General features: G+C 65.5%; 13 protein-coding genes, 1 tRNA gene and 1 pseudogene. 7 read left to right on the top strand and 8 right to left on the bottom strand.

What is annotated here, in order from left to right:
- Positions 1-1,895, bottom strand: a 1,895-nt coding sequence (gene uvrA / locus QOC76_RS26665; protein WP_526362120.1) for an excinuclease ABC subunit UvrA, incomplete at its 3' end; no start/stop codon positions are given.
- Between the two features lie 104 nt (positions 1,896-1,999).
- Between uvrA and QOC76_RS26660 the strand changes: the two genes are divergently transcribed.
- The 3 genes from QOC76_RS26660 to QOC76_RS26650 are packed head-to-tail and all read left to right on the top strand — an operon-like array spanning position 2,000 to position 4,453.
- On the top strand, positions 2,000-2,680 hold the full coding sequence (locus QOC76_RS26660) for an MBL fold metallo-hydrolase (RefSeq protein ID WP_526362118.1): 681 nt from the start codon (positions 2,000-2,002) through the stop codon (positions 2,678-2,680).
- Positions 2,680-3,543, top strand: coding sequence for an SDR family NAD(P)-dependent oxidoreductase (locus tag QOC76_RS26655; RefSeq protein WP_526362116.1), 864 nt, complete (start codon positions 2,680-2,682; stop codon positions 3,541-3,543). Before QOC76_RS26660 ends, QOC76_RS26655 begins: the two co-directional genes overlap by 1 nt.
- Positions 3,544-3,571: 28 nt before the next feature.
- Complete coding sequence (locus QOC76_RS26650) at positions 3,572-4,453, top strand: fructose bisphosphate aldolase (RefSeq protein ID WP_526362114.1); 882 nt, start codon at positions 3,572-3,574, stop codon at positions 4,451-4,453.
- 12 nt (positions 4,454-4,465) lie between these two features.
- On the opposite strand, the gene QOC76_RS26645 is transcribed toward QOC76_RS26650, so the two are convergent.
- Positions 4,466-4,909 (bottom strand): universal stress protein, encoded by a 444-nt coding sequence (locus QOC76_RS26645; protein WP_526362112.1) that lies wholly within the window; start codon positions 4,907-4,909, stop codon positions 4,466-4,468.
- 214 nt (positions 4,910-5,123) lie between these two features.
- On the opposite strand from QOC76_RS26645, the gene QOC76_RS26640 reads away from it, so the two are divergent.
- Positions 5,124-5,765, top strand: coding sequence for a UdgX family uracil-DNA binding protein (locus tag QOC76_RS26640; protein ID WP_526362110.1), 642 nt, complete (start codon positions 5,124-5,126; stop codon positions 5,763-5,765).
- Positions 5,766-5,782: 17 nt separating this feature from the next.
- On the opposite strand, the gene QOC76_RS26635 is transcribed toward QOC76_RS26640, so the two are convergent.
- Positions 5,783-5,853, bottom strand: a tRNA-Cys gene (locus tag QOC76_RS26635).
- Positions 5,854-5,914: 61 nt separating this feature from the next.
- Complete coding sequence (locus tag QOC76_RS26630; protein WP_526362141.1) at positions 5,915-7,078, bottom strand: sensor histidine kinase; 1,164 nt, start codon at positions 7,076-7,078, stop codon at positions 5,915-5,917.
- 199 nt (positions 7,079-7,277) lie between these two features.
- Here QOC76_RS26630 and QOC76_RS26625 point away from each other — a divergent pair.
- Positions 7,278-8,007 (top strand): annotated as a pseudogene (locus QOC76_RS26625) (MgtC/SapB family protein).
- Here the strand turns inward: QOC76_RS26625 and QOC76_RS26620 are convergent.
- From QOC76_RS26620 to uvrB, 3 genes are read right to left on the bottom strand one after another with little or no spacing between them, the layout of a single operon-like run.
- Positions 8,004-8,876, bottom strand: a complete 873-nt coding sequence (locus QOC76_RS26620) for an SCO6745 family protein (protein WP_526362108.1) — start codon at positions 8,874-8,876, stop codon at positions 8,004-8,006. The pseudogene QOC76_RS26625 and the gene QOC76_RS26620 sit on opposite strands and share 4 nt — an antisense overlap.
- A gap of 10 nt (positions 8,877-8,886) precedes the next feature.
- A complete protein-coding gene (locus tag QOC76_RS26615; protein ID WP_526362106.1) occupies positions 8,887-10,284 on the bottom strand; it encodes an MFS transporter in 1,398 nt (465 codons plus the stop codon).
- A 40-nt stretch (positions 10,285-10,324) separates the two neighbouring features.
- Positions 10,325-12,481, bottom strand: coding sequence for an excinuclease ABC subunit UvrB (gene uvrB / locus QOC76_RS26610; protein ID WP_526362104.1), 2,157 nt, complete (start codon positions 12,479-12,481; stop codon positions 10,325-10,327).
- A 181-nt stretch (positions 12,482-12,662) separates the two neighbouring features.
- On the opposite strand from uvrB, the gene QOC76_RS26605 reads away from it, so the two are divergent.
- Both QOC76_RS26605 and QOC76_RS26600 read left to right on the top strand, forming a co-directional pair.
- Positions 12,663-13,118 (top strand): ribonuclease FAU-1 family protein, encoded by a 456-nt coding sequence (locus QOC76_RS26605; RefSeq protein WP_526362139.1) that lies wholly within the window; start codon positions 12,663-12,665, stop codon positions 13,116-13,118.
- Complete coding sequence (locus tag QOC76_RS26600) at positions 13,115-13,690, top strand: hypothetical protein (protein WP_526362102.1); 576 nt, start codon at positions 13,115-13,117, stop codon at positions 13,688-13,690. Before QOC76_RS26605 ends, QOC76_RS26600 begins: the two co-directional genes overlap by 4 nt.
- Here QOC76_RS26600 and coaE read toward each other — a convergent pair.
- Entirely contained in the window at positions 13,687-14,859 is a 1,173-nt protein-coding gene (gene coaE / locus QOC76_RS26595; RefSeq protein WP_526362100.1) for a dephospho-CoA kinase, read from the bottom strand. The genes QOC76_RS26600 and coaE overlap by 4 nt on opposite strands.
- Between the last annotated feature and the right edge of the window lie 5 nt (positions 14,860-14,864).

Genomic DNA, 14,864 nt, shown 5'->3' with positions numbered 1-14,864 from the left:
TGTTCCCGTGCACCCACCACCGTCAGCGGCCGCTTGGGGTCGATTGGGCGCCGGTTGGCTGGTTGGTCGATGGTTTCCCGGCCGGAAAGATAAGCGCCGGTGAGAGATTCACGATTCTTCAGAAGGTCGGCGTATGTGCCGCTGTGTACGATGCGTCCGCCGTGCTCGCCCGCCAACGGGCCGATGTCGACCACCCAGTCAGCGTGCGCGATGGTGTCGAGGTCGTGTTCGACCACAATCAGGGTGTTGCCCAGGTTCTTCAGGCGCAACAACGTCTCGATCAGTCGCCGGTTGTCGCGCTGGTGCAGCCCGATGGACGGCTCGTCGAGCACGTAGAGCACCCCGACCAGGCCGGAGCCGATCTGCGTGGCAAGCCGAATGCGTTGCGCTTCACCGCCGGACAGCGTCGCGGCCGCACGAGACAGCGACAGGTATTCCAGCCCGACGTCGAGCAGGAAACCGAGCCGTGACTGGATCTCCTTGAGCACCTGCCCCGCGATCGCCTGTTCGCGCGAGCCCAGGGTCAACGAGTTCAGGAAGTCTGACGCATCGGCGATCGACAGTTCGGAAACCTCGGCTATCGACTTCGAGCCATGCTTGCCCGCCGACAGCGTGACGGCCAGGATCTCGGGCTTCAGCCGCGTGCCGTTGCACTCGGGGCACGGCACGTCACGCATGAAGCCTTCGTAGCGCTCCTTCATCTGCTCGGAGTCCGTCTGCTCCATGCGCCGCTGCAGGAATGCCATCACGCCCTCAAAATCGGCGTAATACGAACGGGTTCGGCCGTAACGGTTCTTGTACCGCACGTGCACCTGCTCGTTGCAGCCTTCGAGGATCGCCTTGCGGGCCTTGGCGGGCAGCTTCTTCCACGGGGTGTCGACGTCGAAGCCCAGCTGGTCGCCCAACCCAGACAGCATGCGGGTGAAGTAGTCCGCCGTCTGGCCCATCGACCACGGCGCTATCGCGCCTTCGGCCAGCGTGAGGTCCGGATCGGGTACCACCAGGTCGGGGTCCACCTCCTTGCGGATGCCGAGGCCGGTGCACTCCGGGCAGGCGCCATAGGGCGAGTTGAACGAGAACGACCGCGGCTCGAGGTCGTCGACGGCAAGCGGATGCCCGTTCGGGCAGGCCAGCTTCTCGGAGAAGCGCTGCTCGCGGTGGGGATGGTCGTCTTCGCGGTCGACGAACTCCAGCACGACGATGCCGTCGGCCAGCTTCAGCGCGGTCTCCACCGAGTCGGTCAGCCGCTGCTTGGCGGACGTCTTGACCGTCAGCCGGTCGACGACCACCTCGATGTCGTGCTTCTCCTGCTTCTTCAGCGTCGGCGGCTCGGTGAGCGGATACACCACGCCGTCGACCCGAACTCGGCTGTACCCCTGCGAATTCAGCTTGTCGAACAGATCGACGAATTCGCCCTTGCGGGTCCGCACCACCGGAGCGAGCACCTGAAAGCGCAGGCCCTCATCCATTGCGAGCACCTGGTCGACGATCTGCTGCGGTGTCTGCCGGGCGATGCGCTCACCGCACACCGGGCAGTGCGGCGTCCCGGCGCGCGCATAGAGCAGCCGCAGATAGTCGTAGACCTCCGTGATGGTGCCGACCGTGGATCGCGGGTTGCGGTTGGTGGACTTCTGGTCGATCGACACCGCGGGCGACAGACCCTCGATGAAGTCGACGTCCGGCTTGTCCATCTGACCCAGGAACTGGCGGGCATACGCCGACAGCGATTCGACGTAGCGCCGCTGGCCCTCGGCGAAGATCGTGTCGAACGCCAGCGACGACTTGCCCGACCCGGACAGACCGGTGAAGACGATCAGCGCATCACGAGGCAGTTCGAGGTCGATACTTCGCAGGTTGTGCTCCCGCGCACCCTTGACGATCAGGCGCTCAGCCAATCCCATCCTCTTTCAAAAGAAGAAGTCCTCCTGAAGACATAGTTCATGCCCATGCTATGTGCCGCCTACGACAAGCCCCAGCCAAGGCCGATACCGTGAGCACCATGACTGTCGTCGACGATAACTACACCGGCCATGTCGGCCCCCAGACCGCGGCTCGTCGCAACCTCCCTGGCGCGTCGATCGTCAAGGTCTCGGTGGGCCCTATGGACAACAACGCCTACCTGGTCACGTGTTCCCAGACCGGCGAAGCGCTACTCATCGACGCCGCCAACGACGCCGAGATCCTGCTCGAGCTGATCGAGCGGTACGCCCCGAAGCTGTCGCTGATCGTCACCAGTCACCAGCATCCCGATCACTGGCTGGCCCTGGCCGAGGTGGCCGAGGCGACCGGGGCGCCGACGGCCGCCCATCGACTCGACGCCGAACCGCTCCCGGTGAAACCGGACCGGATCCTGGCCAACGGCGAGACGATCGACATCGGCGAGCTCTCCTTCGACGTGATCCACCTGCAGGGCCACACCCCGGGATCGGTCGCCCTGGCCCTCGACGGAGCCGACCCGGACACCGGAGCCACCCACCTGTTCACCGGCGACTGCCTGTTCCCCGGCGGTGTCGGCAAGACGTGGCAGGAAGGCGACTTCGAGAAACTGCTCGCCGACGTGTCCGGCCGGGTGTTCGACGTCTACGGCGACTCGACGGTCGTGTATCCCGGTCACGGCGACGACACCACGCTCGGCGCAGAGCGGCCACACCTCGCAGAGTGGAAGCAGCGCGGTTGGTGATGTCGGCCGACAAACCCGTCGCCGTGGTGACCGGTGCCAGCCGCGGCGCCGGACTCGGCATCGCCCATGCGCTCGGCAGCCACGGGTGCATCGTCTACGTCACCGGGCGGACGGAGAAGCCCGGCGAATCACCGCTCGCAGGCACCATCCACGAAACGGCCGAACAGGTGACCGCGGCGGGCGGTCAGGGCATCGCCGTCCACGTCGACCATGCCGACGACGAGCAGACCAAGGCGCTCTTCGAACAGGTGGAGCGCGAGCAGGGCCGGCTCGACATCCTGGTCAACAACGCCGCGATCATCCGCGACGAGATGATGGGCCGCACCCGGTTCTGGGAGGAACCGGTCAACGTCATCGACACACTCGACGTCGGACTCCGAAGCGGTTACGTCGCAACGGTGTTCGCCGCACCGCTGATGCTGCCGCAGCGCCACGGGCTGGTCGTCTTCACGTCGGCCCCCGGTGCGGCCCACTACGTCTTCGGCCCGTCGTATGGCGTGCACAAGGCCGGCATGGACAAGATGGCCGCCGACATGGCGGTGGACTTCCAGGAATTCGGCATCGCGACGGTGTCGATCTGGATGGGCATCCTGCTCACCGAACGGCTCAAGAAAGTCATCGAGAGCGACCCGGAGAAGTTCGACCGCATGCGCGATATCGCCGAGACGCCCGAACTGACGGGCCATCTCATCTGGTCGCTGTTCAACGACGTCAACCTCATGGAGAAGAGCGGTCTGACGTGGATCGGCGCCGAACTCGCACGTGAGTACGGCATCGAGGACGACGGTGGCCGGCGGCCGCCGTCGTATCGCGACCTCTACGGCATCCACCCGATCAAGCAGTTCGCGCGGGTCTTAAGGTGACTGCAGCGCAGTCGAGAAGGAGAAGGACATGAATCCCGAGCAGTTGGAGAAGGCGCGCAGTGGCGCCGGATTCATCGCGGCACTGGACCAGAGCGGCGGCAGCACCCCGAAGGCGCTGAAGCTCTACGGCATCGCCGAAGACGCCTACTCGAGCGACGAGCAAATGTTTGATCTGGTGCATGAGATGCGCACCCGCATCATCACCAGCCCCGCCTTCGACGCGGGCCGCATCATGGGTGCGATTCTGTTCGAACAGACGATGGACCGCACCATCGAGGGCCGGCCGACCGCCGACTACCTGTGGAACGTCAAGGGCATCGTGCCGTTCCTGAAGATCGACAAGGGCCTGGCCGAGGAGCAGGACGGCGCGCAGACGATGAAGCCGATTCCCGGCCTTGACGAGCTGCTGGACCGCGCGGTCGCCAACGACGTCTTCGGTACCAAGGAGAGGTCAGTCATCAAACTGCCCGGTGCCGGTCTGGACGCGGTCGTTGCCCAGCAGTTCGAGATCGGCAGGCAGGTGCTCGCGAAGGGCCTTGTGCCGATCATCGAACCGGAGGTCGACATCAAGAGCCCGCGCAAGGCCGAGGCGGAGGATCAGCTCAAGGCAAGTCTTCTCGACGGCGTGAACCAACTCGGTGACCAGAAGGTCATGCTCAAGCTCACTCTGCCGGACACCGACAACCTCTACCGGGAACTCGTCGAGCATCCCAATGTGATTCGTGTGGTGGCACTCTCCGGCGGCTACAGCCGCCACGACGCGTGCGAGAAGCTGGCGCGCGACAACGGCGTGATCGCGAGCTTCTCCCGTGCGCTGACCGAGGGGCTGACCGCACAGCAGAGCGACGAAGAGTTCAACGCGATGCTGGATGCCGCCACCGCCGAAATTGCCAAGGCGTCGGCTACGTAATCTCGGTGGGGATTACGAGGTGTGAACGATCAGCACGTCGGTCTTGGAGCGCCGCGCCACATTGGCGGGCACCGAGCCGAGCAGCCGACCGGCGATGGTGCTGAGCCCGACGTTGCCGACCACGAGTAGGTCGGCGTTGACTTCTGCGGCGAGGTCGACGAGGGCGTCCACCGGCGCACCGACGACGGCCTTCTCCTCGACGTCTTCCGCCCCGGCAGCCTTTGCGCGGTCTTTCGCCTCCCGCAGGATCGCGTAGATCGGAGCGTTGCCGGCCATCTTGTAGCCCTCGTCCTTCAGGACGTCGGCGGCCCGCTGGTCTTCGCTCTGGGGGAAGTACGCGGTCGCGACGATCACCTTCGCACCCGACCCCGCAGCGATCTGACCGGCCTTGTCCACCGCACGCAACGACGAATCCGAGCCGTCCGTGCCGACCACAACGGTCCGATAGCCGCTCATCCATACCCTCCCAGAGTCATTTGCACCGCCAACGAACGACCCTAACCCGTGGTCGGGCAAACATCACAGTGATTCCTCGGGGTGAACAGCATTGTCCTGGGATTTCGTGTTTTCGGCGCAGCGAAGGTCACGTCGCACGGTGGACGTGACAGCGACAACAGAAAGCTGTCGCCGCCCCTGAGTGGCACGGCGAGTAGCGGGTAATCCGGTGCATATGGCATTGCCAGGCGCCGCAGAATTCGTGCCCGACACCCACGACCTGACCGTCCTGTCCGAGGCGTCGCAGTGCTGCAAGGGCTGCGACCTCTATCGGGACGCTACTCAAGCGGTGTTCGGTGCTGGATCGACGGAGGCCAGGGTGCTGTTCGTCGGCGAACAGCCCGGCGATCAGGAGGACAAGACGGGGCGGCCGTTCGTCGGTCCGGCCGGTCAGCTGCTGGACAAGGCTCTCGTCGCCGCCGGTATCGATGGTGAACGCGTATATGTAACCAACGCGGTCAAGCATTTCAAATTCGAGCAGCGCGGTCAGCGACGCATTCACAAGACTCCGAGCCGAACCGAGGTAGTGGCATGCCGACCCTGGTTGCTGGCCGAAATCGAGGCGGTAGAGCCCGATGTCGTCGTTCTACTCGGTGCGACGGCTGCGAAGGCTCTGATGGGCAGCAGCTTTCGGCTGACCGCGCACCGCGGCGAGGTGCTTCGACTGCCAGATGACGCAAAGATCGACCTCGATGTCGATTTCGGAGTTGTCGCGACCGTACATCCGTCAGCGATCCTGCGCGGGCCGCCAGAAGACCGCGAGAAGGCGTTCGATGCCCTCGTCGCCGATCTGCGCGTCGTGGCCGGATTGGGTTGACGCTGAGATCTTCTAGGAGCGAGTGACGGGATTCGAACCCGTGTACACGGCTTTGCAGGCCGCTGCCTAGCCGCTCAGCCACACCCGCGTCGCCATATGACTGTGCCGACGGCCGCCGACACAGGCAACCATTCGGCTCGCAGTGATCGCTAAAGCGCCGCCATCTCCTCGGACGCATGGCCGACAGAAACTGGTTCGAGCGGAATGCAGACGGTTACCTCGGTTCCCGGTGACGTCGGTCTGACGTCGAACTGCCCGTCGGCCGCGAGTACCTTCGTGCGGGTCGAGGCCATGCCGATGTGCCCGGCTTCGACGCTCTTGGCGAGCCTTGCCCGCGAGATGCCGATTCCGTCGTCTGCTATCCGCAATGTCGCCCGCCCATCGCGGAACTCCAATTCGACCCAGACATTCTGTGCCCGCGCGTGTTTGATCACGTTGGTCAACGCCTCCCTGGCCGCCCCGTAGAGCACGTGATCGGCATCGGTGTGCAAACCATCCGGCCATGTCCGAGCGTCGACCTCGACGTGCAGACCACTGCGGACGCCGATACCGTCGGCCAGCGTTTGGACGGCCGCCTTCAATCCGGATCGGGCAAGCACTTCAGGGTGCAGTTCACGGACGACGTCGCGCAGCAGTCCCGAACACTCGACGAGCGCCGCGTCCACTCTGTCCACCGCCTCACCCGAACCGTCGCGCACGTCGTCCATGTCCTGGCGGGCCACCAGCACGTACTGCAGCGCCCCGTCGTGCAGCCGCTCGGAAATCGCTTGTCGCTCACGCGTTTCCAGTCCCAGCATGTCCTGCAGCAGTTGAGTTCGCTGCTCCGCCAAGTCTTCGATCACCTCGACCCTGGCCCGCTGAATGAGCGACACAGCGACGGAGCCGCCCGCCAAGGCTGCCAGCACGGCCGTGTTCAGCAGAATCGAGGGCCACGGCTCTTCGTTCGCCGCTCTCGTGAACGCAGAAGTCACGAAGAACGCTGAAACCGTCGGGATCGCCATCGCACCGCTGATGGTGGGATCGAGTTGCGCGGCGGCGATCAACGGGATCAGGAACAGCCCGCTGCTGATCACGTCGGAAGTCCATACCTCCGGCGACGTGATCCCCGTCAGCACCGAGATGATCGACAAGACCGCGACATCCGCCGTCAACACCAGCAGCGTGACGCGCGTCCGGGCTGCCGCCGCCATTCGCGATGCCGGCCTCAGCGCCCACGCGCTCCACGAGCCGACCACCACGGCGTACACCGCCAACAGGGCGAAGCATGTCCATTCATGCCGGTTCGGCGGTTCCCAGAGCAAAGTCACAGTCACGAACCCGATGATCACTGTCCGCAACGCGAACTGCAGCAGGGTCCCGAGATACAAATGTCGCTGTGAATCGTGTGTGGACATCGACGACTCCGATCGCATTGAGCCTGGCGGAAGCATAGTCGTTAGAAGCCGCCAGCAAATCGACGCGCGCACGGCGCGCCGGGACTCGACACATGGACACCGGCGCTAGCTTCATCGGATGGATCTCTGGCTGGCAGCCGATCCGCCGTTCTTCGGCGGCCTTGGACAGGGCGTCCGGCAGATCGTCGAGTTGTTCGTCGCCTTCGGGTTGACCGCGCTCATCGGACTGGAGCGCGAGCTTCAAGGCAAGAGCGCCGGAATCCGCACGCAGACCATCGTGGGCACAGCGGCGGCCCTCATTCTCCTGGTGAGCAAGTACGGGTTCAGCGACGTGCTCGTCGCAGGCACCGTAGAGGTCGATCCATCCCGGGTTGCGGCCCAAATCGTTTCCGGCATCGGCTTTCTCGGCGCGGGCATCATCATATTCCGCCGCGGTTCGGTACATGGGCTGACGACCGCGGCGGCCATCTGGGAGTCCGCCGCGATCGGAATGGCGGCCGGCGCAGGTCTGCTCCTCCTCGCTTTCACGGTGACGGGCATGCATGGTCGTCGGCTTCATGCCACTGGCCCGACGCTTGAGCGCCCGGCTCAGTGGCGCGATCCGCCTGCACCTCACCTATACCGAAGGACAAGGCGTCATGAGTCAACTGCTGCAGGCGTGCGAACGACGGCAGTGGGCGCTCACGGAGCTGACCGCGGACTCGGGGGGCGAACCGCTCGGCGCAGCCCCGGGCCAGTCGGGCGTCGTGTTGACGCTGACAGGCAACGGCATCCTGAACGCACCGGCGGTGCTGGCGGGAATCGACGGCGTGACGACGATCCGTCAGCTCGACGAGGACCCGGACTAGCGATGCTGCCCGTACCGCGGGCCGAACGCGTTGCTCGGAAACACGCCGGCGGCGCGAACGGCGGCGCGAATGATGCCCCCTAGCGAAACCAGTTCCTGGACATCGTCGTCGGACACCGTCCGCCACGGCGCGTACGCCAGATTGTCGGTCAGATCCTCGATCTTGCTGCGTAGATCGTTACCGGCCGCCGTCAGCTGAGCTTCGTCGTCGAGCAGACCTCGCGAGCGCAACCTCTCAACCGATTCGTCCCACTGCTGTTGACTCCACCCCCGCAGTTTCCGGCCGTAATCGGGAGCAAAGCCGGTTCCCGTCGCGACATGGGTGATCAGCGCTTCCAGACCGCTGAGCCCGTGGGTCACCAGAGCGGCGACGTGGCCGTCGCCCCGGTATTCGCGTAGCAGTGTGATCGCGTGCCACAGCTGCGGGTGAGGTGTCTCCGGCCAGTCCAGTTCGGCGTGGCCGGCGTAGAGCGCGCGGCCGTCCGCGTTCGGAATGGCCTCGGCGGCGCGGCGCACTATTGCCGTGGAGTGCGCCAACTCCGGTGATCGGACCCGCTCGTCCCCGAGGATCTTCGGAATCACCGCATCGACGATTTCGTAACGCACCCGGGTGACGGCTGCCGGTGATGCGACCTCCCACGCTGCCGGAATCGCCTTTGCGACCAGCTCGGGGTTGAAGTTATAGAAGGTTGCGGCAACGACTTTCGCCGTGACGGCTCCCATCGGCGCCGACCGACTCGCGAAGTACTGCATGCGTTGGTGCTTCAGGCCGAGTTCGCTGAATCTCTCGTTGGCCTCGGGAGCGAAGTAAATCGTCGAATGCAATCTGTCGAGGGCCCGGGTCAGCTGCCCGGCGGAGAAGGCATCCATTGAATCGACCCTAGCGTCCGCGCGATGCGCGATACGAGGCCACCATCCCGGCCGCGGCGAGCACAGCGAACACTATGGACAACCACCGGGCCGCGGCCGCGTCACCGCCCTGGGTGACGTTGACGACGACGCCCGCCAGTCCCGCCCCGAACGACCCGGAAATCAGCTGCACGGTGTTGATCGCGGCCGCGGCGGCGCCTGCCTCCACCGGTTCGTCGATCGCGCCCATGATCCAGGCCGACAGGTGCGGCCACGCGATGCCGACACCCGAGCCGGTGATGAACAACCCGACCGCCCACGCCGATATCAAAGGCCACGTCAAGTGGTCGCCGAGGACCAGTGCGCCGATTGCCAGCCCGACCGCCACGACCACGGGAGCCACGGCGACCAGGCGGACGATCGTGGCTGTACGGCTAACCGACGCACTCGCAACCTCGGATAACGTCCAGCCCACCGCCAGCACTGCGCCGAAGAATCCCGCCGCCGCGGGCACCATGCCCGCCAGGTGCTGGGCGAACAGGGGCACGTACATGTCAACCATCGTCGCGGCCATCAGCAGGCCGATCGTGACATACATCCACTTCAGCGGACCGGGGCCGAATGCGGCCCGCGGCAACACCGTCGCCTTCGCCTTGAGGTCGACGACGAGGAACAGTCCGACCAGCAGCGCGCCGACGGTGAGAAGGCCGAACGTGGCGGCGGTGGCCCGCTGCACGCCTGCGGCGCTGATCGCCAGCGCGGCCGCACCGAGCAGCAACAGTGACCACAACGGAATCCGTGGGATCGCCGAAGGCTTCTCTTCACTGTGCTGCCGGGCAGGCAGTGCGCCTGGGACGAGCGCAGCCATCGCACACGTCATGATCACCAGCGAGCCGAAAGCCCAGCGCCAGATGCCCAATTGGGCGAAGATGCCGCCCATCGCGGGGCCGATGATCACGCTGACACCCCACATCGCAGACACCAACGCCGATGCCCGCGTCCACAACCAGTTCGGCAGCGCGGCATTGATCACGGCGTAACCGAGGCCGGCGAGCATTCCGCCGGCTGCGCCTTGCACGGTGCGGGCGACCAGCAGCAACTCCATATTCGGAGCAAGCGCACATCCCAATGTGCCGACGGCGAAGATGGCCAGCGTGAAGAGGTATGACGCCCGCGGCCCGAACCTGACGAGAAGTGGGTTGACCGCGGCCGCCGCAACCACGGAGCCGACGAGGTACACCGCGATCACCCATGCGTAGAACCGCTGACCGCCGATGTCGGCGACAGTGCTCGGCAACAGGCTGATGGTAAGGAACTCGTTGGTCGCGTAGAGACCGACTCCACCGGCCAGCAGGGTTGCGGTGCCGAGCCGCTCACGGCCCAGCAGCTCTCCCCAGGTACCCGGCTTGATCGTCGCAGTCTCAGTCACATCCGCCACCGTATGACCTCAACCACAGTTGAGATCAACGTTATTTCAGTCCGGCCGCATCCATGCCGCGTAATTCCTTCTTCAAATCCGCGATCTCGTCGCGGATTCGGGCCGCCAGCTCGAATTGCAGGTCGCGTGCCGCCGCCATCATCTGCGCGGTCAGATCCTTGATGAGGTCGGCGAGTTCGGCCCTCGGCATGTTCGAGGTGTCGCGCCCCTCGACGATCCCGGCGCTCACGGCCCTTCCCGGCTCGCCTTGGGCGCGGCGGCCCCGCGACGCGTTGCGACCCGAGCCTCCGATCTCGACATCGGTGTCGTCGGCCTCGCGGTAGACCTGGTCGAGGATGTCGGCGATCTTCTTGCGAAGCGGCTGTGGATCGATGCCGTTGGCCTCGTTGTAGGCAATCTGCTTCGCCCGCCTGCGGTCGGTCTCGTCGATGGCCTGCTTCATCGAGTCGGTCATGGTGTCTGCGTACATGTGCACCTCACCCGCCACGTTGCGGGCAGCGCGGCCGATGGTCTGGATCAGGCTGCGCGGTGAGCGCAGGAAACCCTCCTTGTCGGCGTCCAGGATCGCCACCAGCGACACCTCGGGCAGGTCGAGGCCCTCCCGCAGCAGGTTGATGCCGACGAGCACGTCGTATTCGCCGAGCCGCAGCTGCCGCAGCAGTTCCACCCGGCGCAGTGTGTCGACCTCGGAGTGCAGATAACGAGTCCGGATCCCCATCTCCAACAGGTAGTCCGTGAGGTCCTCGGCCATCTTCTTGGTCAGCGTGGTGACCAGGACTCGCTCATCGGCCTGCACCCGCTTGCGGATCTCGCCGATCAGATCGTCGATCTGGCCCTTCGTCGGCTTGACCACCACCTGCGGATCGACGAGCCCCGTCGGCCGGATGACCTGTTCGACGAACTCGCCGCCGGACTGGCTGAGCTCATACGGTCCCGGTGTCGCCGACAGGTACACCGTCTGTCCGATCCTGCTCGCGAATTCCTCCCAGGTCAGGGGCCGGTTGTCGATTGCCGACGGAAGCCTGAAACCGAAGTCCACCAGGTTGCGCTTGCGGGACATGTCGCCCTCGTACATGCCGCCGATCTGCGGAACCGTGACGTGCGACTCGTCGATGACGAGCAGGAAATCCTCGGGAAAGTAGTCGATCAGCGTGGCTGGCGCCGACCCGGCAGGCCGGGCATCGATGTGCCGCGAGTAGTTCTCGATGCCCGAGCAGAACCCGACCTGGCGCATCATCTCGACGTCGTAATTGGTCCGCATCCGTAGCCGCTGCGCCTCCAGCAGCTTGCCCTGCTTCTCCAGCTCGGCCAGCCGCTCCTCGAGCTCCTGCTCGATCGTCGATATGGCCTGCGCCATCCGATCGGGCCCCGCGACGTAGTGAGTGGCCGGAAAGATCCGCAGCGAATCCACCCTGCGGATCACATCGCCGGTCAGCGGATGCAGGTAGTACAGCGCCTCGATCTCGTCGCCGAAGAACTCGATCCGCACCGCGAGCTCCTCGTACGACGGGATGATCTCGACGGTGTCCCCGCGTACCCGGAACGAGCCGCGGGTGAACGCCATGTCGTTGCGGGTGTACTGAACGTCCACCAGCAGCCGTAGCAGCGCGTCGCGGGGGATCTCCTCCCCGACCTTCACCTCGACGGACCGGTCCATATACGACTGGGGCGTGCCGAGGCCGTAAATGCACGACACCGAGGCCACCACCACCACGTCCCGCCGGGACAGCAGGCTCGATGTCGCGGAGTGCCGCAGCCGCTCGACGTCGTCGTTGATCGAGCTGTCCTTCTCGATGTAGGTGTCGGTCTGCGCGATGTACGCCTCGGGCTGATAGTAGTCGTAGTACGAGACGAAGTACTCAACAGCATTGTGGGGCAACATCTCCCGCAGTTCATTGGCGAGTTGGGCGGCCAGCGTCTTGTTCGGCGCCATCACCAGGGTGGGCCGCTGCAGTCGCTCGATCAGCCATGCGGTGGTCGCGGATTTGCCGGTGCCGGTGGCCCCGAGAAGCACCACATCGCGCTCCCCTGCCCTGATCCGGCGCTCCAGATCGTCGATCGCGGCGGGCTGGTCACCCGCGGGGTCGTATTCGCTGACGACCTCGAACCGGCCGCCTGCACGCACCATCGCCTCGACAGGGCGGTACTCGGAGTGCGCCAATACGGGGTGTTCGGTAGCGAAAGCCATGTTCACAGGGTAGAACGACACACTGACACTCCGGCATTCCCGGGTCGTCCCCTGCCTCCGGCGTGGGCCCATCGCTGCTGCCCTCCGGATCTGTTCCCAAGCCTATGCTTAGGCCATCCACGCTCCGAAGCATGAGACATTCGACCTGGTCGCCCGCACCAACACCGATCCGAAAGGGATCCTGCGTGCGGTGGACGAGTACACGGTCACACCGTGGGGGCTGTACATGGCCCGCCCGACGCCCGGCCGCGCGCAATTCCATTACCTGGAATCGTGGCTGCTGCCGTCGCTGGGATTGCGTGCGTCGATCTTCCATTTCAGCCCCGGCTACGAACTCGACCAGGACTACTACCTCGACGTCGGCCGATATGCGGCCGGCCCTCGGGTGTGGCATTCCGAGGACCACTATCTGGACATCGTGGTGCGGACGGGGACGAGCGCCGAGTTGCACGATGTCGACGAACTGCTGACCGCCGTGCGCCACGGATTGCTGACACCCGAAGTCGGTGAGGAGGCCGTCAGAAGCGCCCTCGACGCCGTTGAGGGCCTGTCCCGCAACGGCTACGACCTTCACCGTTGGCTCGCTGGCAACGGCTTGGACCTCACCTGGCGCGGAGCGGTAGGGTCGCTGCCATGAGTCTCGGAGAGCGCGGATGGATCACCGCCTCAGCACTGGCGACCCTGATCGTCGGCTCCCAGTTAATTCCCACCGCTGCACTAGCCGATCCGGAGGGGCCGCCGCAGCCGAGTCCCGCCGCCCAAGGTGACACCGGGGCGCTGCACAACATCGTCTACCGCGCCCGCGTCGACGGCGTGTCCCGCGGCGCGACGATCACCTACGCCGCGGAAGGCGATCAGACCCAGACGACCAATCCGACGATGGTGCCGGGCCGCACCTTCGAGGTGAACACCGTATTGCCCGCATCCGGCACTGCCAATATGCGGATCTCCATCGAATGGCCTTACTCCGCAAACCTGACGTGCGAGATCCTGGTGGACGACGCGCTGGTGGCGAAGGCCGAAAACTTCATCGCCCCGCGGGTTCTGCCCGTCAAGGACGACCCCGATTACGGCGCGCTGACCTGCGAGGCGCCGGTGAGCGGCGTACCGAACCCGGTCGTGCCGGAGCGCGGGGACCCGCCTGCCGATCCCGCTGCGCCGGACGGGCAGACACCGGTCGGCGACGGCGGCGCCGCAGCGACCGCCTAGCGAGCCGCTGCGGGCTTCCAGTCGGTCGCGTCGGCCCATGCCCTCGCGCGCCGATAGGCGTCGAGAAACCACGGCTCCTTGGCCTCTGCGTAATCCGGCTGGCTCAACGCAGCGCGCTTGGTCGCCAGATAGTCTTCGCGGACTCCGGGATTGGCCCTCAACCAGTCCACGAACATGAGCGCGAACTGCTGATTCGGCCAATCATTCACGCGCAGATGAACATTCGCGGGACGGCCCGGATCCGCCGCGCCGTGAACGCGTTTGCGCCACAACGACGGATCGCCATTGTGCGGTACGTCAGCGGTGATGCCTTCGATGCGCGGATAGCCGACATCGGTCAATGCGCCCACGATTTCGTCGGCGACATCCAGTGATTCGACTGTCACCTGAACGTCGATGACGTCCTTGGCGTCCATACCCGGAACGGCCGTCGAGCCGATGTGGTCGACCCGCAATGCCTTTGCGCCGCAGGCCATCTTGAGCCGGTTGACGATCCGGCGGGCGTCGTCTGCCCAGGCCGGGCTGTAGGGCACGAGCTTCGGCGGCATACGCACAGATTCGCGCGTGCGAATGTTGTGCGCCAGCGGCAGCACCCGGTGATACCAGATATCCTGCGCGAGTTCGGTCAGTTCGCCCTGCGAACCCGAATTGTCAAGCAGTACATCGGCTATCGCACGACGCTGCTCCTCGGGCGCTTGAGCGGCGATCCGCGCGCGGGCGTCGGCCTCGTCCATCCCGCGCTTGATCAGCCGCTTGACCCTGGTTTCCTCGTCCGCGTGCACAACGGCCACGAGCGGGAACATCGGCGCAATTCCGGTCTCGACGAGCAGCGGGATGTCCTCCACCACCACTGCGTCCTCGGAGACGGCGGCGATGATCTCCTCACGTCGCCGGCCCACCAGGGGATGCACGATGCCGTTCAGCTTGCTGCGCTGCTCGTCGTCGACGAACGCCCTGGCCGCCAGCGCGGGCCGGTTCAGGGCACCGCCGGGCAGCAGGATGTCGTCGCCGAATGCGTCAACCAGCGCAGCCAGCCCTTCGGTGCCGGGCTCGACGACTTCCCTGGCGATCACGTCGCCGTCGACGATGATGCCGCCGCACTCGCTGAATGCGGCGGACACCGTCGATTTGCCGGCGCCGATTCCGCCGGTCAGACCGATACGAATCATCCGGT

The organism is Mycobacterium sp., from assembly GCF_032159565.1.
GTDB lineage: Bacteria > Actinomycetota > Actinomycetes > Mycobacteriales > Mycobacteriaceae > Mycobacterium.
This window is presented reverse-complemented; position numbering and strand designations above follow the sequence as displayed.